Annotated in this window: 20 protein-coding genes and 2 pseudogenes; 12 read left to right on the forward strand and 10 right to left on the reverse strand. The window is 61.0% G+C overall.

Annotated features, from left to right (window positions below; translation table 11 throughout):
- Positions 1-60: 60 nt before the first annotated feature.
- Positions 61-1,125 (reverse strand): hypothetical protein, encoded by a 1,065-nt coding sequence (locus AEQ63_RS11825; protein ID WP_064363522.1) that lies wholly within the window; start codon positions 1,123-1,125, stop codon positions 61-63.
- Positions 1,126-1,229: 104 nt separating this feature from the next.
- Positions 1,230-1,436, reverse strand: coding sequence for a hypothetical protein (locus AEQ63_RS11830; RefSeq protein WP_042609358.1), 207 nt, complete (start codon positions 1,434-1,436; stop codon positions 1,230-1,232).
- A gap of 242 nt (positions 1,437-1,678) precedes the next feature.
- On the opposite strand from AEQ63_RS11830, the gene AEQ63_RS11835 reads away from it, so the two are divergent.
- The 4 genes from AEQ63_RS11835 (at position 1,679) to paoC (ending at position 7,492) form a co-directional block, all read left to right on the forward strand.
- Positions 1,679-3,433, forward strand: coding sequence for an L-lactate permease (locus tag AEQ63_RS11835; RefSeq protein WP_042609357.1), 1,755 nt, complete (start codon positions 1,679-1,681; stop codon positions 3,431-3,433).
- Between the two features lie 287 nt (positions 3,434-3,720).
- Positions 3,721-4,344: an aldehyde dehydrogenase iron-sulfur subunit PaoA gene (paoA, locus tag AEQ63_RS11840; protein WP_016775137.1), complete on the forward strand. Its 624-nt coding sequence runs from the start codon at positions 3,721-3,723 to the stop codon at positions 4,342-4,344.
- Positions 4,341-5,297 carry an FAD binding domain-containing protein gene (locus AEQ63_RS11845; RefSeq protein WP_064363523.1) on the forward strand — a complete coding sequence of 319 codons (957 nt, stop codon included), beginning with the start codon at positions 4,341-4,343 and terminating at the stop codon, positions 5,295-5,297. The genes paoA and AEQ63_RS11845 overlap by 4 nt, the downstream gene beginning before the upstream one ends.
- Positions 5,294-7,492: an aldehyde oxidoreductase molybdenum-binding subunit PaoC gene (paoC, locus tag AEQ63_RS11850; protein ID WP_064363524.1), complete on the forward strand. Its 2,199-nt coding sequence runs from the start codon at positions 5,294-5,296 to the stop codon at positions 7,490-7,492. The genes AEQ63_RS11845 and paoC overlap by 4 nt, the downstream gene beginning before the upstream one ends.
- A gap of 312 nt (positions 7,493-7,804) precedes the next feature.
- On the opposite strand, the gene AEQ63_RS11855 is transcribed toward paoC, so the two are convergent.
- Positions 7,805-8,281, reverse strand: a complete 477-nt coding sequence (locus tag AEQ63_RS11855; protein ID WP_064363525.1) for a (R)-mandelonitrile lyase — start codon at positions 8,279-8,281, stop codon at positions 7,805-7,807.
- Between the two features lie 97 nt (positions 8,282-8,378).
- Here AEQ63_RS11855 and AEQ63_RS11860 point away from each other — a divergent pair, with 97 nt between their 5' ends.
- Complete coding sequence (locus tag AEQ63_RS11860) at positions 8,379-9,272, forward strand: LysR family transcriptional regulator (RefSeq protein ID WP_042609353.1); 894 nt, start codon at positions 8,379-8,381, stop codon at positions 9,270-9,272.
- Positions 9,273-9,278: 6 nt separating this feature from the next.
- Here AEQ63_RS11860 and AEQ63_RS11865 read toward each other — a convergent pair whose 3' ends face one another.
- Positions 9,279-10,238 (reverse strand): aldo/keto reductase, encoded by a 960-nt coding sequence (locus AEQ63_RS11865; RefSeq protein WP_177330596.1) that lies wholly within the window; start codon positions 10,236-10,238, stop codon positions 9,279-9,281.
- 111 nt (positions 10,239-10,349) lie between these two features.
- Here AEQ63_RS11865 and AEQ63_RS11870 point away from each other — a divergent pair, with 111 nt between their 5' ends.
- Positions 10,350-11,120: an alpha/beta hydrolase gene (locus AEQ63_RS11870; RefSeq protein ID WP_064363526.1), complete on the forward strand. Its 771-nt coding sequence runs from the start codon at positions 10,350-10,352 to the stop codon at positions 11,118-11,120.
- Between the two features lie 132 nt (positions 11,121-11,252).
- Here the strand turns inward: AEQ63_RS11870 and AEQ63_RS11875 are convergent, their stop codons facing one another.
- Positions 11,253-12,062 carry an OBAP family protein gene (locus tag AEQ63_RS11875; RefSeq protein WP_064363527.1) on the reverse strand — a complete coding sequence of 270 codons (810 nt, stop codon included), beginning with the start codon at positions 12,060-12,062 and terminating at the stop codon, positions 11,253-11,255.
- Between the two features lie 243 nt (positions 12,063-12,305).
- Here AEQ63_RS11875 and AEQ63_RS28775 point away from each other — a divergent pair, with 243 nt between their 5' ends.
- Positions 12,306-12,485, forward strand: a complete 180-nt coding sequence (locus AEQ63_RS28775) for a hypothetical protein (protein WP_177330593.1) — start codon at positions 12,306-12,308, stop codon at positions 12,483-12,485.
- 17 nt (positions 12,486-12,502) lie between these two features.
- Entirely contained in the window at positions 12,503-12,931 is a 429-nt protein-coding gene (locus AEQ63_RS11880; protein ID WP_064363528.1) for a nuclear transport factor 2 family protein, read from the forward strand.
- A gap of 204 nt (positions 12,932-13,135) precedes the next feature.
- On the opposite strand, the gene mqo is transcribed toward AEQ63_RS11880, so the two are convergent.
- Positions 13,136-14,782: a malate dehydrogenase (quinone) gene (gene mqo, locus AEQ63_RS11885; RefSeq protein ID WP_064363529.1), complete on the reverse strand. Its 1,647-nt coding sequence runs from the start codon at positions 14,780-14,782 to the stop codon at positions 13,136-13,138.
- Between the two features lie 529 nt (positions 14,783-15,311).
- Between mqo and AEQ63_RS11890 the strand changes: the two genes are divergently transcribed.
- Positions 15,312-15,743, forward strand: coding sequence for a nuclear transport factor 2 family protein (locus AEQ63_RS11890; protein ID WP_064363530.1), 432 nt, complete (start codon positions 15,312-15,314; stop codon positions 15,741-15,743).
- 173 nt (positions 15,744-15,916) lie between these two features.
- Here AEQ63_RS11890 and AEQ63_RS29295 read toward each other — a convergent pair whose 3' ends face one another.
- The gene (locus AEQ63_RS29295; RefSeq protein ID WP_442965708.1) at positions 15,917-16,780 is read right to left on the reverse strand and encodes a methyl-accepting chemotaxis protein; all 864 of its coding nucleotides are present in this window, start codon (positions 16,778-16,780) and stop codon (positions 15,917-15,919) included.
- Positions 16,775-17,593 (reverse strand): annotated as a pseudogene (locus AEQ63_RS29300) (HAMP domain-containing protein); the annotation flags it as partial. The gene AEQ63_RS29295 and the pseudogene AEQ63_RS29300, both read right to left, overlap by 6 nt.
- A gap of 180 nt (positions 17,594-17,773) precedes the next feature.
- Between AEQ63_RS29300 and sodC the strand changes: the two are divergent.
- The 3 genes from sodC (at position 17,774) to AEQ63_RS11910 (ending at position 19,218) form a co-directional block, all read left to right on the forward strand.
- Positions 17,774-18,295: a superoxide dismutase family protein gene (gene sodC, locus AEQ63_RS11900; protein ID WP_064363532.1), complete on the forward strand. Its 522-nt coding sequence runs from the start codon at positions 17,774-17,776 to the stop codon at positions 18,293-18,295.
- 126 nt (positions 18,296-18,421) lie between these two features.
- Positions 18,422-18,736, forward strand: coding sequence for a DUF2388 domain-containing protein (locus tag AEQ63_RS11905; RefSeq protein WP_016775151.1), 315 nt, complete (start codon positions 18,422-18,424; stop codon positions 18,734-18,736).
- Between the two features lie 80 nt (positions 18,737-18,816).
- Complete coding sequence (locus AEQ63_RS11910; protein ID WP_173867309.1) at positions 18,817-19,218, forward strand: hypothetical protein; 402 nt, start codon at positions 18,817-18,819, stop codon at positions 19,216-19,218.
- Here the strand turns inward: AEQ63_RS11910 and ligD are convergent.
- Positions 19,219-21,848 (reverse strand): annotated as a pseudogene (gene ligD, locus AEQ63_RS11915) (DNA ligase D).
- 128 nt (positions 21,849-21,976) lie between these two features.
- Complete coding sequence (locus AEQ63_RS11920; RefSeq protein ID WP_064363696.1) at positions 21,977-22,714, reverse strand: tellurite resistance TerB family protein; 738 nt, start codon at positions 22,712-22,714, stop codon at positions 21,977-21,979.
- Positions 22,715-22,876: the final 162 nt, after the last annotated feature.

Consider the following 22,876-nt stretch of genomic DNA (forward strand, 5'->3'; position numbering starts at 1 on the left):
AAAGCCCACTGGCCGGTTCGGCTCAGTGGGCTTTTTCGTGGCATCCGCTGACTCGGTCGATCAACGCTTCCAGCAGTCGGCAAAGCGCGAACAGACTTCATATTTCGCGTCCATGGCGGCCATCCGATCGAGGTGATGATCGATGGCTTCCGCCATCACGCGGTTCGACGCCTGGAAATAGAACATGAACATGGCCTTTTCTTCCGCGTCCGGCGCCGCGTTGCCACGCTTGCCGTCTTTGTCATCCACGCGCGCCCACTCGCCCAGGCGCTTGTCATCGACGCTACGCAAACGCTGGCGATATTCGTCTTTGGTGCGCTGCATCGCCTGATCCTTTGTGGTCGCGCTTTCCTTGTCGAACTCGATCAGATTCTGGCGATACAGCGCCCAGTAATCGTCCGGCAACGTAAAACCCAGTTTGGCCTTGCGGTCGTTGATCAGCGAGTCGAGCTTCTCTGGAGGAAAACTGGCCGCAGGCTCTTTGCCCGCATCCGGTTTCATGAAAACGAAAAGGCTGCCTTCGATGATACGTTCGATCAGTGCCGTGCGTTGCGGCGTGTCGGGCAGCAGCGCCGGTGGCTTGGGAAAGATCGGGTTGCGCCCCACGCACGCCGCCAGCGCAGTGCGGTCCAGTGGCATCACGGTGCGCAGATCTTTACCGTCGTGCCGCTCCAGATGCCGCAACGTGGTGATGCACTGGGTCTTGGTGACGTTCAGTGTCACTTCATATTCATTGCCACGCTTGGGCGTAAAGGAAAAACCAGAGCCGCAGGTGGCGTAACCGACCTGCGTGTTGACACGCAGATACGCCGGCTGCTCGGGCTTGATCTTGAATTCAAGGTAACCGCGCGCCTGTTCCGGCGGCGCAACCATCATCCCCGCCCGGCGCTTGCTGTCGCCGATCAACACATTGTTGAGCATGCCGGTGGTCAAGCCATCGCAATGCTCGGCGTCGAAATAATCGATCGTGGCGTTATCGGTATTGGCGACGAACCTTACCTTGGCGGCGTCTGGATCGGTCGCATCCTGATAGGTGCCGGTGATGTTGCAACCTGTCAGCAGGCTGCATGACAGTACTGCACCAGCCAGCGACAGGGCCAAGCGCAGCGGGGAAACAATGGACATGATCTTCCTTGGCAGCGTGAAAAGCGCGCATGCTACTGAATTGCCACTACGGCGTCCATTTCTTCGCTCCCTCACGTGAGCCCGTCCCTGGGACTCTCGATCAATCAGTCATCATCGCGATCACGGTAATAACGACGGCCATCGCGGCGGTCGCCATCGCGGTCATCCCAGCGCCGGTCATCATCGTGATAGCGGCCATGGTCGCGGTCGTAATGCCGGCCATGCCGATGGTCATCATCAAAATCCGCAATACAGCCGCTGAGCAATACCGCGGCGGTCACAGTGAGCAGCATCGTTGTCGCGTGCTTCATTCAATACTTCCTAAACCCAAGGTCTTGACGATGAAATCGCCACGCTGCCGGCCTCTTCAAGAGGCAGTGCGCGCAGCCGCAGATACGACCGGGCAAAAACCCGTTGATTCACTGGCCACCATCGACCGTCTGTCGGCCCGTTCGCCGCAACCGAGCGGCGGCGTAATGCCACCTATACTGCTTGCAACCAATCCCCAAGCAATGGATCTGCACCCTCAAATAACAACAAGCAGAGGTGGACCATGGTCTGGCAGCAAATCTATGACCCGTTCGGCAATCCGGTGCTCTCCACGCTGATGGCTGCAGTGCCGGTGGTGGTGATGCTCGCGGCGCTGGCGTTCTTTCACGTCAAGGCGCATCTGGCGGCGCTGCTGGCACTGGCGTCCGCCCTGCTGATCTCGATCTTCGCCTTCGACATGCCGGCGGGCATGGCCGGCTCGGCGGCATTGTTCGGCGCGGCGAATGGCTTGCTGCCGATCGGCTGGATCGTCCTCAACATCATCTTCCTGCATCGCCTGACCACTGAGAACGGCTCGTTCAAAGTGCTGCAGGATTCCCTCGCGCGCATCACCGACGACCGACGCTTGCAACTGCTATTGATCGCCTTCTGCTTCGGTGCGTTCTTCGAAGGCGCAGCGGGCTTTGGCACGCCGGTGGCTGTGACCGGGGCGATCCTGATTGGTCTGGGTTTTTCACCCTTGGCCGCATCCGGTCTGGCACTGATCGCCAACACCGCCCCCGTGGCATTTGGCGCCCTGGGCACGCCGATCATCACCCTCGCCAAAGTCACCGGGCTGGATGAGATGGAGCTGTCGATGATGGTTGGCCGCCAGTTGCCATTTTTCTCGGTGCTGGTGCCGTTCTGGTTGATCTGGGCCTTTGCCGGATGGCGCAAGATGCTCGAGGTGTGGCCGGCGATTCTGGTGGCCGGAGTCAGTTTCGCCATCCCGCAATTTCTCGTTTCGAACTACCACGGGCCGATGCTGGTGGACGTGATCGCCGCGCTGATTTCCATGGCCTGCCTGACACTGTTCCTCAAGGTGTGGAAACCGGCCACCATTCATACTTCGGCAGCGCTGTCCGGCCGCGTCGACAACTCCAAAGTCGATGAAGAAAAAGTCACCGCCAGCGCCGCCTTCAGCGACCAGGCGCGCCCGGCAGTGATGCGCGCATGGATGCCGTGGATCATTCTCACGGTGTTCGTGTTTGCCTGGGGCACGCAGGGCTTCAAGAACATGTTCGATACGCGGCCGGTGATCGACCCGGTCACGCAATCGGCCAAGCTTGATCCGCAAGGCAAACCGGTGCGTGAGGCCAATCCGATCTTCGCCCCGGCAGTGACTTTCACCAGCCTGCACTTGCAGATCGAAAAAGTCCCGCCAGTGGTTGCGGCGCCGAAAGCCGAGGAAGCGGTGTACAAGTTCACCTGGCTGACCGCGACCGGCAGCGGGATCTTGCTCGCAGCGATTGTCGGCGGTTTGTTGATGGGCTATTCGATCCCTCAACTGATCAAGCAGTACTTGCGTACGCTGTGGGTGGTGCGGTTTTCGCTGATCACCATTGCGGCAATGCTGGCGCTGGGGTTCCTCACGCGCTATTCCGGACTGGATGCGACGATGGGGCTGGCGTTCGCGGCGACGGGAATTTTCTATCCGATGTTCGGCACGCTGCTCGGTTGGCTGGGGGTGGCACTGACCGGCTCGGACACCGCGTCGAACGTGTTGTTTGGCGGCTTGCAGCGGGTGACTTCGGAACAACTGGGCATCAGTCCCGTCCTGATGGCGGCGGCGAACAGTTCCGGTGGGGTGATGGGCAAAATGGTCGACGCGCAGTCGATCGTCGTCGCCTCCACCGCGACCCGTTGGTATGGGCATGAGGGCGAGATCCTGCGTTACGTGTTTTTCCACTCGATCGTGCTGGCGATCCTGGTCGGCGGGCTAGTGACGTTGCAGGCGTACGTCGCGCCGTTTACCTCGATGGTGGTGGGTGGGCCATAACTGAAGAAACACAACTCCACTGTAGGAGTGAGCCTGCTCGCGATAGCGGTCTGTCAGTTGATAGTGTGTTGGCTGACACACCGCTATCGCGAGCAGGCTCACTCCTACAGGGTTTTTGTGCTGCCTTGAAGATTGATGAGCAGAGCACATAACTCTTTAGCGCAAATCCGACAAAACCTTTTCCTCCCTCCTGCGGTCACTCCTTTTACGAGACTGGCATGCATGCCGGCGTGCCCTTTTGGGCCTTTTGCAATCCTGCCGCCCGATGAGAGAAAAGGAATCGAACCATGCCGATTTCCCGACGCAATTTCATGATCCTCGGCGCCGTAACCGCGACGGCGTTCGCTATGCCCCCCTTTATCAGCCTCAAGGCCTACGCGGCCAGTCTGGAGCAACCGGCCATGAGCAAAGTCACCCTGCAAGTCAACGGAAAACCGCAAACCCTGGAAGTCGACACCCGTACCACCCTACTCGACGCCCTGCGCGAACACCTGCACCTGACCGGCACCAAGAAAGGCTGCGACCACGGCCAGTGCGGCGCCTGCACGGTGATCGCCGACGGGCGGCGGATCAACTCCTGCCTGACCCTGGCGGTCATGCACGACGGCAGCGAAGTCACCACCATCGAAGGCCTCGGCATGCCGGACAAGCTGCACCCGATGCAGGCCGCGTTCATCAAGCACGACGGCTATCAGTGCGGCTACTGCACGCCGGGGCAGATCTGCTCCGCAGTCGCGGTGCTCAAGGAAATCCGCGACGGTATTCCCAGCCACGTCAGCCCGAGCCTGACCGAGCCGCCGAAACTGATCGCCGCCGAACTGCAGGAGCGCATGAGCGGCAATATCTGCCGCTGCGGCGCGTACTCGAACATCATCGAAGCCATCACTGAAGTCGCGGAGGTGCCGGCATGAGAGCCTTCAACTACAGCCGCGCCGACTCGCCTGCCGCAGCCGCCTCCCAGGCTGCACAAGTCGAAGGCGCCAAGTTCATCGCCGGCGGCACCAACCTGCTCGACCTGATGAAACTCGACATTGAGACCCCGGTGCATCTGATCGACGTCAACCACCTCGGCCTGGATCAGATCGAAGCTACGCCTGAGGGCGGACTGCGTATCGGCGCCCTGGTGCGCAATACCGATCTGGCCGCCGACGCCCGGGTACGCAAGGATTACGCCCTGCTCTCCCGCGCGCTTCTGGCCGGAGCCTCCGGGCAGTTACGCAACATGGCGACCACCGCCGGCAACCTGCTGCAACGCACTCGCTGCCCGTACTTCTACGACACCCATCAGGCCTGCAACAAACGCAATCCGGGCAGCGGCTGCGCGGCGATCGGCGGGGTCACCCGGCAACTGGGGATCATCGGCGTCAGTGACGCGTGCATCGCCACCCATCCGAGCGACATGGCCATCGCCATGCGCGCCCTCGATGCGCAGATCGAAACGGTCAAGCCCGACGGCAGCACCCGCAGCATCCCAATGGCCGATTTTCATCAGTTGCCAGGCAACACGCCGAACATTGAAACCAGCCTCACGCCCGGCGAATTCATCACCGCCGTGACCCTGCCGGCGCCGGTCGGTGGCACACACATCTATCACAAGGTTCGCGATCGTTCGTCCTACGCGTTTGCCCTGGTCTCGGTGGGTCTGATCTTGCAAAAGGACGGCACCGGCCGCGTCGCCGTTGGCGGCATTGCGCCGAAACCGTGGCGGGTCGAAGCCGCTGAAGCGCTGCCGCCCAAGGGCGCCAAAGCGGTCAGCGAGCGCCTGCTCGAAGGCGCGACTCCCACCGATGACAACCAATTCAAACTGACACTGGTCGAGCGCACGCTGGCTTCGGTGTTGGCGCAAGCGAGGGAAACCGCATGAAATTCGACACGCCCGCCACCACCAATCCCATCGACCGCTTGAAGGTCGTTGGCAAGCCCACCGAGCGCATAGAAGGCCCGCTGAAAACCAGCGGCCAAGCGACCTATGCCTACGAGCAACATGAAGCGGCGGCCAATCAGGCCTACGGTTTCATGGTTGATTCGGCGATCGCCAAAGGGCGGATCAAAGCCATTCATCTCGACGAGGCCAAAGCCGCACCCGGCGTACTGGCGATCGTCACCGCCGAGAACGCCGGCAAGCTCGACAAAGGTGATTACAACGCCGCCCATTTGCTTGCCGGCCCCGACGTGCAGCATTACCAGCAAGCCGTTGCGCTGGTGGTCGCCGAGACCTTCGAACAGGCCCGCGCCGCCGCGCAACTGGTCAAGGTCGACTACGAAACCACCGAAGGCAAGTTCGACCTGGCCAGCGTCAAAGACCTCGGCGTCGAGCCGAAAGACGAGCTGCCGGACGTCAATCACGGCGACTTCGACAAAGCCTTCGCCGCCGCCCCGGTGCAGTTCGATCAGACCTACACCACGCCGGACCAGTCCCACGCGATGATGGAACCCCATGCGACATTGGCCGCGTGGAAAGGCGACCAACTGACGCTGTGGACGTCGAACCAGATGGTCGCCTGGAGCGTCGGCGACATTGCGAAGACCCTTGGCCTGCCGAAGGAAAAAGTCCGCCTGGTCTCGCCGTACATTGGCGGTGGGTTCGGCGGCAAGCTGTTCATTCGTGCCGACGCGATCCTCGCCGCTCTAGGCGCGCGCATGGCCGGCCGGCCAGTTAAAGTCGCCCTCGCCCGCCCGCAGATGGCCAATAACACCACCCATCGCCCGGCAACGATTCAGCGTATCCGCATGGGTGCCACGGCCGACGGCAAGCTGACCGCCATTGCCCATGAAGGCTGGTCGGGCAACCTCGCCGACGGCAAGGTCGAACTGGCCGCGCAACCGAGTCAATTGTTGTACGCCGCGGAAAACCGCCGCGTCAGCATGCGCCTCGCCCCGCTCGACCTGCCCGAAGGCAACGCCATGCGCGCACCGGGTGAAGCGCCGGGCCTGATGGTGCTGGAAATCGCCATGGACGAAATGGCCGAACAGCTGAAAATGGACCCGGTGCTGTTCCGCATTGCCAATGACACCCAGGTCGACCCGGTGAAGACCGAGCGGCCGTTTTCCCAGCGACAACTGGTCAAATGCCTGCAGATCGGCGCAGAGAAATTCGGCTGGGATCAGCGCAAAGCGCAGCCTGGCACACGTCGTGAAGGCCGTTGGCTGATCGGCATGGGCGTGGCGGCGGCGTTTCGCAATAACCTGCTGGTCAAGTCCGGCGCGCGCGTGCGCCTGGAGCGTGACGGCAAGGTGATCGTCGAAACCGACATGACCGACATCGGCACCGGCAGCTACACGATCATCGCGCAGACAGCTGCGGAGATGATGGGCGTCGGCCTGAATGATGTGGTGGTACGTCTGGGCGATTCGGACTTCCCGGTCTCGGCCGGTTCCGGCGGCCAGTTCGGCGGCAACTGCTCGACCGCCGGGGTCTACGCGGCATGCGTGAAGTTGCGCGAAGCGGTGGCGCAGAAGCTGGGACTCGCGGCGGATCAGGCCGAGTTCGTCGATGGTCAGGTGCGCGTCGGCAGCAAGAGCCTGCCGCTGCGCAATGCCGCTGAGGGCGGCGCGCTGGTCGGCGAAGACAGCATCGAATTCGGCGATCTGGCCGAGAAGTATCAGCAATCGACCTTCGGCGCGCACTTCGCTGAAGTTGCCGTCGACGCCGCCACCGGTGAAGTCCGCGTGCGGCGCATGCTCGCGGTGTGCGCGGCCGGACGGATTCTCAACCCTATTTCGGCCCGCAGCCAGGTGATCGGCGCAATGACCATGGGCGTCGGCGCGGCATTGATGGAAGAACTGGCCGTGGACAAGCGTCTGGGCTATTTCGTCAATCATGACCTGGCGGGATACGAAGTGCCGGTGCACGCCGACATTCCGCATCAGGAAGTGATTTTTCTCGAAGAGACTGACCCGATTTCTTCGCCGATGAAGGCCAAGGGCGTGGGTGAATTGGGGATTTGCGGCGTGAGTGCGGCGGTAGCGAATGCGATCTACAACGCCACTGGTGCGAGGGTGCGGGAGTATCCGATTACGCTGGACAAGATTCTGGATTCATTGCCGGAGATGATCTGATGCGAAAAGCCCCTCTCCCAAAGGGAGAGGGAACCGATCCGGGGATATTCAGGATGTGCAGCGACGTGAAAGTCTTTCTGTGTATCCATAATCGCAACGGCACGTTCAGGTCGATGCACATCGCAAGACACCTCGGTCGGCTCCCTCTCCCCCGGGAGACGCCGGGGGTGACTCGCTTGCTGTTAGCGCACCTGCATGGGGTGCTAGGGGTCGAGTGGATTCACCACCACGCTTGCAGAATGCCGAACGTCTCGAGCATCCCCCAATCGGCTCCCTCTCCCTCGGGAGAGGGCTGGGGTGAGGGGCGAGGTTTCACTCGGTCTTTGGATATTGCTCATCACTGACCTGCTCCATCCAGTCCACCACCTTGCCATCCAGCACTTCCGCAATTGCGATATGACTCATCGCCGTTGTCGGCGCCGCCCCGTGCCAATGTTTGGCACCCGGGGCAATCCAGACGGTATCGCCCGGGCGGATTTCACGAACCGGCTGGCCCCATTCCTGGACGAACCCTGCTCCTGCGGTGACGATCAATGTCTGTCCTAACGGATGGGTGTGCCACGCGGTTCTCGCGCCCGGCTCGAACGTTACGGTCGCGCCGCTGACGCGGGCCTCGTCGGTACCCTTGAACGGCGCATCCACCCGCACCGTGCCGGTAAACCAGTCAGCGGGCCCTTTGGCCGAGGGTTGAGAGCCGTTCGGCGTGACCGTGACACGCGGGTTTTCAGTGGCCTGCACTTCACCGGCCAGCAGCGAGAGCGTCAGCGCAGAAGCAGTGATCGGGTTCATGGCGGTTCCTCCGGATGAATAATGCAACCACTGTAGCGATCGGCACTCTTTAGATAATCGTCTAGAATCCGAAAAAACTTATGCAGGACAATCATCAATGCTCCGGGAAAACGCCACCGACCTGCTCGCCTTTCTCGCCGTTGCCCGTGAACGCAGTTTCACCAAGGCCGCCGCCAAACTCGGCGTTTCGCAATCGGCGCTCAGCCACACCATTCGCAGCCTCGAGGCACGTCTCGGCCTGCGCCTGCTGACCCGCACCACGCGCAGTGTTTCGCCGACCGAGGCCGGCGAACATCTGCTGCAGACCATCGGCCCGCGCTTCGAAGAGATCGAGGTGGAACTGGCCGCCCTGAGCAACCTGCGCGAGACCCCGGCAGGGAAGATCCGCATCAGCGCCACCGACCACTCGCTGAACTGGATCCTGCGCCCGGTGTTGCAGGAGTTCCTGCCGAAGTACCCGGACGTCACCGTCGAAGTCTGCTGCGACTATGGCTTCGTCGACATCGCCGGCCAGGGTTTCGATGCCGGCGTGCGCCTGGGCGAAGACGTTGCGCAGGGCATGATCGCCACGCGCATCGGCCCGGACATGCGCATGGTCGTGGTCGGCTCGCCCGCCTACTTCGCCCGCCGCGCTGCGCCGCAGACCCCGCGCGACCTGACCGACCACGCCTGCAACAACCTGCGTCTGCCAACCAATGGCGGACTGTATTCGTGGGAGTTCGAAAAGGACGGTGAAAGCCTGAAGGTTCGTGTCTCCGGCCAGGTCACCCTGAATGGCGTCTACCCGTTGCTCGACGCCGCGCTGGACGGTTTCGGTCTTAGCTACATCCCGGAAAATGTCGTCGCGCCGTTTCTGGCCGACGGCCGCTTGATCCAGGTGCTCGGAGACTGGTGCCCGGCGTTTTCCGGCTATCACCTGTACTACCCGAGCCGACGCCAGGCAGCGCCGGCGTTTGCCTTGTTGCTGGAAGCGTTGCGCTATCGCGTTTGACCCGGTTCAACCCAGCAACGCAATCAACTGATGCCGCTGCGCATCGGTGAGCATCGGCCCAAAACCGGCTCCGGCGTTGTCAGCCATGTAGCGCGGATTGCTGGTACCCGGAATCACACAGGTCACCGCCGGATGCGCCAGCAGGAATTTCAGCGCCAGTTGCGGCCAGCTGTTCACCTGCACGTCCGAGACCCACGCGGGCAGGGGCTTGCCCTTGAGCCGGGCGAGCAAATCGCCGCCGCCAAATGGCCGGTTACAGATCACCGCGACCCCGCGCTCGCGGCACAGCGGCAGGATGCGCTTTTCCACGCCTCGGTCGTCGAGGGCGTAGTTGATCTGCAGGAAATCCAGCCTCTCGGCTTTCAACACCGCTTCGACCTCGTCATAGGCCGACGAGGTGTAATGGGTGATGCCGATGTAGCGAATCCGCCCCTGCTCTTTCCATTCGCGCAGGGTCGGCAAGTGGGTTTGCCAGTCGAGCAGGTTGTGAATCTGCATCAGGTCGATGCGCTCGGTTTGCAGCAGGCTGAACGACTGCTCCATCTGCGCGATGCCCTCCTTGCGCCCGCGCGTCCACACCTTGGTGGCGAGAAAGGCCGGCGAGCGCGGTTCATGGATCGACAGCAATTCACCGGTGGTCTGCTCGGCGCGGCCGTACATCGGCGAGCTGTCGATCAGCGTGCCGCCCTTTCTGAACAGCGCTTCGAGCACGGCGGGCAATTGCCGGTAAACCGGATCAGCCGGGCCGACGTCGAAACCGCGATAAGTGCCCAATCCGACCATGGGCAGTGCCTCGGAGCTTGAAGGGATGGCGCGGGTCTGCATGGTCTGATCTCCTGCCGTGTGCGGCGCAGTGACGGGCGGCGGCGTGCCGCTGGCCAACGCCCGATCAATCGTGAACACCGCCGCAACCTCGGCAGCCAGCGTAAGCAAGCGGCGACGGGAATAACCCTCAGTTTGGCGCATGCGGGCCCTCCTGCTGCGCGGATCTGTTGCATGTTGTGTGCGCAGGCTGTCAGGCGCAGTCGCTGAACTACACTTCGACAGCCCACCTCTTACCCCGTTAAAAGTAGCCGAATGTCCCGAACCCTGATGTCACTCGTCGTTTTCATTGTTGCCGTGTACCTGGTGCTGTGTGCCGCGCTGTTCGTATTTCAGCGCTCGCTCATCTGGTTTCCCCAGCCTGCGGCCGTGGTTGCAGCGGATTCGCGGTTGAAACTGTCGATGCCGGACGCCGAAATCTGGGCGACTACTCGAGAGCGCAGCGGAACACGGGCGCTGATCTATTTCGGCGGGAATGCCGAGGACGTCTCGCGCAACCTGCCGGAGTTCGCTGAGGCGTTCCCCGATTACGCGCTGTATTTTCTGCATTACCGGGGTTTTGGTGGCAGTTCAGGCTCACCATCGGAAGCGGCGATTGCCGAAGATGCGCTGGCGTTGTTCGATCAGGTCTACGCCAGCCATCCGCAGATTGCGGTGATCGGGCGCAGCCTCGGCTCGGGCGTGGCGATACGCCTGGCCAGCCAGCGGCCGGTGCAGAAGCTGATCCTGGTCACGCCGTTCAACAGCCTCGAAGAAATCGCCGAACGGCAGTATCCGTGGGTGCCGGTGAAGTGGTTGCTCAAGGATCGATTCGAATCGGGCAAGTACGCCGCGCATGTTCGCGTGCCGACCTTGCTGTTGGCGGCGAGTGATGACGAGGTGATTGGACGCAATGGCACACAGCGGTTGTTAGAAAGTTTTCCTGCGGGGGTGGCGACGCTCAAGGTGGTGCCGGAATCGGCGCATAACTCGATTTCCGAGCGAGGGGAGTACTTGCGGTGGATGGGTGATGTGTTGAATCGCTGACAGGTGTAGCGATCAGGCGGATGGCTTCGCGAGCAGGCTCGCTCCTACAGGGGTAACGCATTTCAAATGTAGGAGTGAGCCTGCTAGCGATGAAGTCGGTACCGACATCACCATTACAGCTACCGTCCAATGCTAAGGCTGGCGGCCGCTCCGGGCATTTTCGTCGCCAGAGGTGGCCGGGCGCGGCATGACGTGTTGATGGCCGGTCGGGTCGTTGAGTTGCACGGCATTACCCTTCTGCCACGCATCAGCTCCTGGCGCGACCGGTGCCGGTTTGATCTCGGCGCGGGCCTTTTTCTTCTCGGCGCTATCAATGCCCAGACGCTGGTCGCGCTGGCGGACCATTTGCGCGTCGGCCTGACCGTCGGCAGTAAAGCCCATCATCAACTGCGGCACGCCCAAGGGCAGTTGCTTGTCCTGATCGGTGTGCCAGGTGTGCCAGGTCTTGCCATAGGTGTTGGCAAGTTTTTCCATCAAACGCGTCTCCGCCACCTGCGGGATGCCCGGCGCGACCAACTGGCCGGAAGTGACTTCGTGAGCGTGGCTATGCCACAAGGCCTTTTCTTTTGCCGGCAATTGCGTGAACAGGCGCTGGCTGATGATGTATTCCACGCCCATCAGCTTCGCTTCAGCGGTGTTGCCGTCGTAGATCACACACTGGAACACTTCCTCGTTGAGCGCCGAGCAGTAGTGATGCGCTTCCATCTGTGCGCCGGGATGGCCGTTGTAGAAATGGAAGCCATCGAGGTACATGTTCAACGCGCGAATCGGCGGTTTGTCCTGCAACCATTGCGCGCCGACTTCGAGCATTTCAGTGTCGGAGGCTTTGGCCTGGCCCGGTGTCTGCACCGGTGACTCGGTGTTGCTCATCGCACAACCGGTCAGCGCGGCGACCATCAAACCGACGGGAACCCAACGTCCCTGCAAGGTTTTATTACGCATGTTTCGCTCCTCGGACATTCAGTAACGGGCGCGTGCTGGCCCTGTTCTGCAACTGAAAGCAGGAGAACGGCAGAGTTCGAAAAAGCTGCGTGCGGATCAGACTGGAGAGATCGTTGCCAGTACGCCGATCAGGATGGTCAAGGTCAGAAAGCCGCCGAGGAAAATTGCCATCTTGTACATGTTGCGCTCCTTGATGCTGAGTGTGCGGTGCACCGGACGCTTCGGGATGAGGTCGGAGGGTGAATGTCCGCACTGCCCGGGCATTCTGAGGCTGTGGCTGTACTGAATACAGAGGCAGATGAAACAGAAAAATACGGATCAGATGCGCATCTGATCCGCTTCGGGCATGGACCGGTATTCAGCCCGAAACTTGACGATCCACTTTGCGCCGGGTTGATCTACAGTCATTGCCGCCAACCATAATAAAAACCGGAGTGACCATGCCCGACCTCGCCTTGCAGCCCAACGTCGCCGCATCCCTCGCGCGCTGGCACGAGATGATCCGCAGCGGCAATCTCAAAGCCCTGCCTGAACTGCTCGATCCGCAAGCTGTGTTCCGCTCGCCCATGGCCCACACGCCCTACCCCGGCGCGCCGGTGGTGGCGATGATCCTCAACACCGTGTTCGAAGTCTTTGAAGATTTCGCCTATCACCGCGAACTGGCGACGGCGGATGGCTTGAATGTGATCCTGGAATTCAGTGCCAAGGTCGGCACCAAGGAACTGAAAGGCATCGACATGATTCGCTTCGACGCCAGCGGCAAGATCGTCGAGTTCGAAGTGATGGTTCGGCCGTTGAGCGGATTGCAGGCACTGGGCGAAGAAATGGGCCGGCGCCTCGGTGCCTACCTGGCGAACGCGAAAGCCTGACCCTACCGAATGTAGGAGCTGACGAGTGCAACGAGGCTGCGATCTTTTGATCTTGATCTTGATCTTGATCTTCAAACGTCAAAGTCAAAGTCAAAGTCAAAAGATCGCAGCCTCGTTGCACTCGTCAGCTCCTACCGGAACCAGGCCACAAAAAAACCCACTGACCGTCGCCGGTTCAGTGGGTTTTGTGTGTCAGGGTTCTGGTTACAGAGCCATGTCACGTGCAGCGTTTTCCTTCGGTGCTACGGCTTTATCAGCCGCAGGTGCCGCTGGAGCAGCTACCTGACCGATCACCGGAGGGGTCGGCAGTTCGAGGATTTTCGCGGTGTAAGCCCACTCGGCAGCCACTTTGGCCGGATCGCTGTTCAGCTGGGTGCCATAGCTCGGCACGATCTGGTGCAGCTTGGTCTGCCACTCAGGGGTTGCGACTTTGTCTTTGAAGACTTTCTGCAGCACGCTCAGCATGATCGGTGCAGCAGTCGACGCGCCTGGCGATGCGCCCAGCAGGCCGGCGATCGAGCCGTCTTGCGAAGCCACGATCTCGGTGCCCAGTTTCAGCACGCCGCCAGCGGCTTCATCACGCTTGATGATTTGCACGCGCTGGCCGGCTTGCCACAGGCGCCAGTCTTCGGCCTTGGCGTTCGGGAAGTATTCCTTCAGCGCGTTCAGACGGTCTTCATCCGACAGCATCAGTTGACCGGCAAGGTACTCGACCAGCGGGTATTCCTTGATGCCGACCTTGGTCATTGGCCAGATGTTGTGGGTGGTGGTGCTGGTCAGCAGGTCAAAGTACGAACCTTCCTTGAGGAACTTGGTGCTGAAGGTCGCGAACGGGCCAAACAGAATGACGCGCTTGCCGTCCAGAACACGGGTGTCCAGGTGCGGAACCGACATCGGTGGCGCGCCAACCGAAGCCTTGCCGTAGGCCTTGGCCAGATGCTGCTCGGCAATGCTTGGGTTGTCGGTTACCAGGAACGAGCCGCCAACCGGGAAGCCTGCGTATTCCTTGGCTTCAGGAATGCCCGACTTCTGCAGCAGGTGCAAGGCACCGCCGCCAGCGCCGATGAACACGAACTTGGCGTCGGTTTCGGTTTTGCTGCCGTCTTTCAGGTTTTTGTAGCTGACACGCCAAGTGCCATCGGCGTTCTTGGTGATGTCTTCGACTTCGCTCGACAGTTTCAGATCGAAGTTGGGCTTGGTCTGCAGGTGAGCGGCGAACTGGCGGGTGATTTCGCCGAAGTTCATGTCCGTACCCAGCGGGCTCCAGGTGGCCGCGATTTTCTGGTTCGGGTCACGCCCTTCCATCATCAGCGGCACCCACTTCTTGATCACCGCCGGATCTTCGGAGTACTGCATGCCGGCAAACAGCGGGCTCGCCTGCAGGGCTTCGTAGCGCTTTTTCAGGAACTTGATGTTGTCATCGCCCCACACGAAGCTCATGTGCGGTGTGGTGTTGATGAACGAGCGAGGGTTTTTCAGCACGCCCTGTTGAACCTGCCACGCCCAGAACTGACGGGAGACCTGGAACGCTTCGTTGATCTCGACGGCTTTCGGGATCGTGACGTTGCCCTTGTCGTCTTCCGGGGTGTAGTTCAGCTCGGCGAGGGCCGAGTGACCGGTACCGGCGTTGTTCCAGCCGTTGGAGCTTTCCAGGGCAACGCCGTCGAGGCGCTCGACCATTTCCATCGACCAGCTCGGTTCCAGCTCATTGATCCACACACCCAGGGTGGTGCTCATGATGCCGCCGCCGATCAGCAGGACGTCAACTTTCTTCGCTTCGGCAGCATTGGCAGACGACATCCCCATCGCCAAAGCCAGCCCCAGCAAGGCTGTGTTCACTTTCTTAAACATCTGTTGCACCTATGATAAAACGCCTTCCGCCCGTCGTTGTTATCAGTCTGCGTTGCGCTGTATTGACGCTCAGGCTGGCGTCGCGCGATCCGGCACACTGCAATATTGACGGGTGGGCACACAAGGCCGATATGTGGCATCGACCTCAGTTAATGTCCCTTCTGAACTGACTTCTTATCGTTATTGGCTTCAGCTGCTTGAGCGACAGGGATCCCGTCGGCCCGCCCGAAAGGCAAGCCAACCGAATTAGGTCAAATCAAATTGGCGCGGAGAATATCACGCCAGGGCGAACCCGCGCGTCTGTTCCCGACTTGAAAGTCTTTTTCCGCTCTGAAGCTTATCGGCCACAGCGCGCGGAACATGACGCCACTGCGGTGCGTACCGTCAGTTTTTTTGCGCGATGCGCATCGCAACTCAGCGAATCAGTGCACACGCCCCGTTGCTCCTGAAGAAAATAACCTGCTACGTTGTACGATGACTGACGAATTCGACTTCAGTCATTTCCATCCAATAACAACAAGGAAACAACATGACCAAGTCCCGCCTCCTCATCGGTTTGTTCTGCGCCTTCAGCGCCTGCGCCATGGCCGCCCCTGCCCCAGCGGAAAAACAAGTGGCGCAAGCGGTCGATCATCTGACCCAGGCGATGCTGCACAAAGACATCGCCGAACTGAACGCCCTCACCGCGCCGAACCTGACCTACGGCCATTCCAGCGGCAAAATTCAGGACAAGCAGGAATTCATCGCCGACATCGAAACCGGTCGCAGCGCATTCAAGACCCTCGAAATGCAAAAGCAGACCATCACCCTGTCCGGCGATACCGCGCTGGTGCGCCACCACTTTTCCGCGCAGGCGTTGAAGGGGACCGAGGTCATTCCCACCGAGATCGAGAATTTCCAGATCTGGCAGAAACAGGGCGGGAAATGGTTGTTGGTGGGGCGACAAGCGTTCAAATTTTGATTGAAGTAAGTCTCTGAGATAGATGTAGCCTGAACTGTCCTCATCGCGAGCAGGCTCACTCCTACAAGGGGCGGCGGCGTAACGCAGATCGCATTCACACCGTCAATCCCCTGTAGGAGTGAGCCTGCTCGCGATAGCGCCAGTCCAGACAACCAAAAACCCTTACCTGAAAATCACAACCGAAACCGATCCACCGATCGTGCCAACTGCCCCGCCAGATCCGACAACTCATCCGTAGTCGTCGCCGTCTGCCCGATCACCCGGCTATTCCCTTCGGACATCCCGGCAATCATCTCCACCTGATGGGCGATTTCGTTACTGGCCTGACTCTGTTCGCCAATCGTGCGAGTGATGTCATTGACCAGTTGCGTGGTGCTGAGCGTCGCATCGAGGATTTCGCGAATAGCCCGCTCGACTTCCGCCGTCACCGCCATGCCCTTGTCGACCTGCGCCACGCCCGCCTCCATGCTGCTGACCGCCTCGCGCGTGCTGTTCTGAATGCGCGCGACCATCGCGGCGATCTCCTGGGTCGAGGCGCTGGTGCGCGCGGCCAGACTGCGCACTTCATCGGCGACCACGGCAAAACCACGGCCCTGCTCACCCGCACGTGCTGCCTCGATCGCCGCGTTGAGCGCCAGCAGATTGGTCTGGTCGGCGATGCTCTTGATCACCTGAATGATGTTGAAGATTGCCTCGGATTCCTGATCCAGCGTGCGGATCACTTGCGCCGACTGCTGCGCCGAGCGGGCGATGTCGTCCATGTCGCTGACCACTTGGTGAATCACCCCGCCGCCCTGCTTGGCCAGAGTCTCAGCCTGATTGGCCATGCTCAGGGCACGTTCGGCGTGGCGGGTGATTTCTTCGATACTGGCGGTCATCTGGCTGGCAGCGGCGGCCATGGTCCCGGCGGCAACGCTTTGTTGCTGGCTGCTGTCGGCGACCTGATGGCAGCCGTGGCTGAGTTGCTCGCTCATGCCACTGACACCGTGGGCGTTGCGCCGGACCACGTCGATCATGTTGCGCAGATCGCGCTGCATCGTCGCCAGCGTGCGGATCAAGGCACTGGCTTCGTCTTTGCCGCTGGGCTCGACAATCGGCTCGCTGAGATTGCCATGGGCGATGCTTTCGGCGATGCGACTGGCGGATTTCAGCGGCCCAAGGATGCTGCGCATCACCCAGCGGCCCTGAATCAGCAGCAACAACAGACTGGCGATCAGGACGACGCCGAGGGCGAGATTGGCATTGCGAATGGCCGCTTCAGTGCCTTCGCTGGTTTGCCCGGTGTTGCTTTCAATCAACTCGCTGAGCGTCGCCATCTGTTCTTCGAGCTGGCTGAACGCGGTGCTGAATCGACCGAGTTGCTGTTGCGCGGCGTCGGGGTTGTCCAGCGCCACGGCGACAATCTGCTCGGCGGATTTGATATAGGTGTCGAGGCTCGGTTTGATCTGCTCCAGCGCCGTGCGCAGCGGCGGGCTGATCGGCAGTTTCAGGTTGTCATCCAGCACTTCACGAAAATGCCCGGCGTGCTCGGCCAGCGAATCACGCACTTCCGTCGCGGCGCCGGTGCCTTTGCCCAGGCCGACCAACATCGCCGAATACACGTCGGCGCGCAGGGCGTCGTGCATCATGTCGGCTTCCATGTGATTGCGCAGTGCGCTCATGCTCACCGTGTTATCGCCGACCGCCGTGGCCATCCGCAGGTTGCCGACGTAACTGACCAGACTCACGATCAGCGCTGTCAGCAGGCTGGTCGCAATCAGCAACACCAAACGCAGTTTGATCGACACCTTGGAATCTCCCGTGGGCACGCTGGATTGCGCTTGTCGGATTTCAGTTAAGCCTATTGGCATGGAACTGCCGACACAGAGCGTATCGGCTGATGTCAGCGGCGACTTGAATCCGGCAAAACTTTTGGATCGAGCGGCCAGTCACACCTTGCACCACCGCTGGATAACGCCTTCATCGCCGGTTAACCCCGGCAGGCTATCAATCCAGCGCTTCGAACATTCATGCAGCTGAAGGAAACGCTTATGAAACGCGCACTGTGGTTTGGTCTGCTCGGCACCCTGGCAATCGGCACCGCACAGGCGGCAACGGAGAAAGTCGCGATCAATCTGGTCAGCGCCGACGGTGCGCCGCAGGCGATCGGTTCGGTCACGGTCAGCGAAACGCCCTACGGTCTGCTGTTCACGCCCGAGCTGAAAGCGTTGCCGGCCGGCATTCACGGTTTCCATGTTCATGAAAACGGCAGCTGCGAAGCGGGCACCAAGGATGGGGTCAAAGGCGCGGCACTGGCCGCTGGCGGACACTTCGATCCGGCGAAAACCGGCAAGCATCTTGGCCCGTACGCCGATGGGCATCTGGGTGATCTGCCGGCGGTGTATGTCACCGCCGACGGTGTCGCCAACTACCCGGTGCTGGCGCCGCGTCTGAAGAAAATCTCCGAGATCAAGGGCCACGCCCTGATGATTCACGCCGGCGGCGATAACCATTCCGACATGCCCAAGCCACTGGGCGGTGGCGGCGATCGCATGGCCTGCGGGGTGATCTGATCCGACTGAGCGGGATAATGCCCTGACCCAAGGCTTTTTTCCGCTCACGGAACTCCGACGCGCCGATTATCTCTGAAGCTATGTAGTCCCTTCTCTTTTTGCTTCGCGCTTGTGGAGGAACACGTCATGCGCAAGTTAGTCCTGATTTCTTCTCTAATGCTTTGCCTGCCGGTCGGTTCGGCGCTGGCCCGTGTTGATGCGGGTGACGTCGCCACTTCGGCAGGTGTCTCCGCGTCGCTGTACTCGACCTTCAAGGATGACAAAATGGTGATTCCGGCCCGTGACGACGTGTCTGCCTTTGTCGCCAGCGGTGGAGCCATTCGTGGGGTTTATCTTGAGTCGGTACTGCAACAGGTGCGTCAGGCCAACCCTGGCTTGAACGCCAGCGACGAAGACCTGGCCAACGCCATTCTGGTGCAATACGAAGGCGTGCAGCAGTAGTCACGAGGGATACAGCGGCCGATGGACGGCCGCTGAGTGCGCATAGGCAAAAACGTCCGACGGCCTCTATGATGGAGGCCATGACGACCACCGTGCCCTTGCGCTCACCCTGCCCACCCGGCGCCTGCATCTGCGGGCGCGATCCCTTGCTTGAAACGCCCGGAGCGGATCTGCGCATCCTGCGCCTGACTCGCGCAGAGGAAAAAATCCTCCTGGCGCGTCTGGAACAACTCAAAGACCTCGACGACCTCAAACGTCTGCAACAGCGCATGTATGAGCAGTTGGGCATCCGCGTCGACGTTGCACCGGGTTTCAATGAAGTGCGCACCATGCGCGGCATTGCCATTCAGATTGACGATCTGCCGGGGCTGTGCCGCAAGACCCGTGCGGCGATCCCGGCGGCGATTCGCAAGGGTCTGGAAAACCACCCGCAAATCGCCTTCGAACTGCTCAACGCCCACGACTTGCTGCGCGACACCTGATCACTTTTTCATGCCGACGCGCTTGCGCATCTCGGCGGTAATGGTCTGACGGGTTTTCTTCATGTCCGCCCAAGGCTCATCGCCGACTTCGGTCAGACGCTCGTGCACGTTGTAAATGTTCCAGTGATTACCGCCCTTGATCTCCGCGACCTCCTCTCGGTACAGCGGCACGGAAACCGGCATGCCTTCCCGCGCCCGTGCGGCATAGGCGCAGATGGTGGTGGCGCCGAGGCCGTTGCGCAGGTAATCGATAAAGATCCGCCCGACACGGTTTTTCGGTCCGGACACCGCCGAAATACGATCCGGCAGCAACTTGGCCATGTGGCTGACGATGGCGTGACTGAAGTCCTTCACTTCGTCCCAGCCGTGCTTGCGCGTCAAGGGCACCACCAGGTGAATGCCTTTGCCGCCACTGGTTTTCAGGAAGGCTTTGAGTCCCAGTTCATCGAGCACGGTGAGGGTCAGCGCGGTGGCTTCTACCATGCTTTTCCATGGCAACGCCGGATCCGGGTCGAGGTCGAGGACGAAGCGATCGGGCTTGTCCAGATCCACCGTCGTGGCGTTCCAGGTGTGCAGCTCCACCGTGCTCATCTGCACCGCCCCGACCAGCGCTTCGGGATTATTGATCATCATCACTGGCTGGCCGGTGACGTCCTTGTCCAGTGTCGAAATCCCGGGGATGGCAAGGCGTTCGGCGTTCTTCTGAAAGAACAGTTCGCCGGCAATGCCATCCGGTGCGCGCACCAATGCCACGGGGCGATCCTTGAGTTGCGGGAGGATGTGTTCAGCAACGCTGGCGTAATACTGCGCCAGTTGCATCTTGGTGGGGCCGCTGACTGCATCGATCCCCCGATCCGGGTGCGTGATGCGCCCCTTGCCGCCGGCCAGCCCCGCCTGCGACGGTGCGGTTTCGGCTTTGCTGGCGGCGGTTTTCTTCGCTGGTTGTTTGGCGGCGGTTTTGGTTTTTTCGGGTTTTTGGTCTTTTCGGATTTTTTTGACTTGGGAGCTTTCTCAGGCTTTGCTCGCTCCTCTGTAATGTCCTTGGCCGGTTTGTCATCGCGCAAACCATGGAACACGGCGTGCCGCACCGAGCCGTCCTTGGTCATCTCGGCGAACGCCACCTCCGCCAGCAATTTCGGTTTCAGCCAGTGCACGCCCTTGGCCTCGAAACCACTGGGCGGATTGACCACCGCAGCGCTTTTGGTCTGTAGCGGCTTGAGCTGGGCGAGGATGCTTTTCAACGTGGTTTCGTTGAACCCGGTGCCAACCTTGCCGGCATAGCGCAACTCGCCGCTGTCACCGTCGTGCAGACCGAGCAGCAAAGCACCGAAGGCACTGCGCGCACCTTTCGGATCGGTATAGCCGACGATGACGAACTCTTGCCGATGCTTGCATTTGAGCTTGATCCAGTCGCCACTGCGCCGCGACACGTAGGGCGAACCGAGGCGCTTGCCGATCAGGCCTTCCATCTGCATCTGGCAGGCGCTGTTGAGCAGTGCGTCGGGAGTTTCTTCGAAGGCTTCGGAGAAGCGCAGCGGTGAAGAATCTTTCTGTGCGCCAAGGATCGTGCTCAGCGCCGCACGCCGCTCTTCGACCGGAACATCACGCAGGTCGACGCCGTTGAGGTACGGCACGTCGAACAGGTAATAAACGATGTTGCCGCTGCGTCCGGCATCGAAGGCATTTTGCAGCGCCTGAAAATCCGGCACACCCTGCTCGTTGGCCACGACCATTTCGCCGTCAAGCCACGCCGATTCAAGGCCCAGTGCCGCCAGCGCCTTGGCCTGCTGCGGCAGTTTATGCGTCCAGTCGTGGCCATTGCGGGTAAACAGCTGCACCTCATCGTGATCGATCCGCGCCATGATCCGATAGCCATCGAACTTGATCTCGTAGCTCCACTGCCCTTCTGGCGCGCTATCGACTAATGTGGCCAGTTCCGGTTTGATCAACGCCGGCAGCTTGGCCTTGCGCGCGCCATTGAGCTGCCCAGACGCCTGTTTGCGTGGCTTGGCCGGGGCCTTCTTCAGCGGTTTGGCCTGTTCGGCGGCGAGCGTGGGTTTGCCGACAATCGTGCGCTCACTGAGCACGCTGTCGGGTTCGGCGACCAGCACGTCGAAGTCATCCTGCGGGCGCGCGGCATTGTCTTGATGCTTGATCAGAAACCATTGTTCTTTCTTGCCCGGCATGTGCGTGCGTACCAGATTCCACACGCCGCCGAGCTTCTCGCCCTGCAACTCGAACTTGAGCCGACCCTTGGCATAGGCCTTGTGCGGATCCTCCAGCGGAATCCACACGCCGCGATCCCAGACGATCACATCGCCGGCGCCGTAATGCCCCTCGGGAATGCTGCCCTCGAACGTCGCGTAATCGAGCGGATGATCCTCGACATGAATCGCCAGGCGCTTGACCTTGGGATCCAGCGACGGCCCCTTCGGCACCGCCCAGCTTTTCAGCGCGCCATCGAGTTCCAGGCGAAAGTCGTAATGCAGGTGCGAAGCATCGTGCTTCTGGATGCAGAACTGCAAAGCATGGTCCTTGGCAGACTTGCGCCCCGGGCGCTTGACCGCAGCCGGTTCCGAAGTCGCGGAAAAATCACGCATGCGGTTGTAATCGTCGAGGTTCCTGTTCATGAGCACACCGATGGCAGACGGGTTCTGTTATGCAGAAGAGCGACACGGCGGCGGAAAAATTCAATCGACGTAAAAAAGCCCCGGACGGATGGAGCGGCTGGGGCTCGGGTGTAGAGTTTTACAGCGGATCAGGCTTGTCCTTTCGCCTGTTTTTCCAGATGCACCTGCAGGTCTGGATCGATCTGTAAGGCCGCGGCCAGCTCGTCGAGATAGCTGCGTTCGGCATCCTGTTGGTCGTCCACCAGCATCACGCTGGCCAGATACATTTCCGCGGCCACGGCCGGGTCGCCGTCCGCAGACTGCGCTACTTCGCTGGGATCCAGCGGTTTGGCGACTTCGGCGTCGAGCCATTGCTGCAACTGCGGATCCGCAGTGTGTTTGCCGATTTCGCTGCTGATCAGGTGCTTCTCTGCGTCGTCGATACGCCCGTCAGCCTTGGCGGCGGCGATCAAGGCGCGGAGCACCGCGTGGCTGTGGGTTTCGATTTGCGGGCCGGCGAGCAGGTCGGCGGTTTGTGGCAGGTCTGGCGGCGCCTTGCTGGCCTGGCTGCGTTGCCAGGCTTGATACGCCTGGTAGGCCATCATGCCCAGCGAAGCGAGGGCCGCGTAATGGGTGCCGCCGGAACGACTTCGGTTGCCGCCACCCAAGGCACTTCCCAAGCCGCCACCACCGAGCAAGCCTCCCAGTAACCCACCCAAGCCGCCGAGTCCGCCGGAAGCCGCGCCAGCACCTGCGCGGGTCTGCCCTCCACCGCCCAACAGGCCGCCAAGCAATCCGCCCAGGCCATCGCCGGCCGCAGCACCACGTTGTTGTCCCGCCGAGGCCTGGCCTCGCAGCAGTTGTTCGAGCAAATCGCTGGTATTCATGTCGTCATCCTCAAGGCCACGGCCCGATTGCGTCAGGCAACGATAGACCGACGCGGCCATAGCGCCAGCACCGTTTGGCTGACGCCCGATAATCGATAAATCGCCACGCAAGAAATTTTCCGCCAGCCAGCTAAGATTCAAGGGTGGTGAACCTTATCCCGG

The sequence above is a fragment of the Pseudomonas sp. RIT-PI-o genome, assembly GCF_001297215.1.
GTDB classification, from domain to species: Bacteria; Pseudomonadota; Gammaproteobacteria; order Pseudomonadales; family Pseudomonadaceae; genus Aquipseudomonas; species Aquipseudomonas moraviensis_A.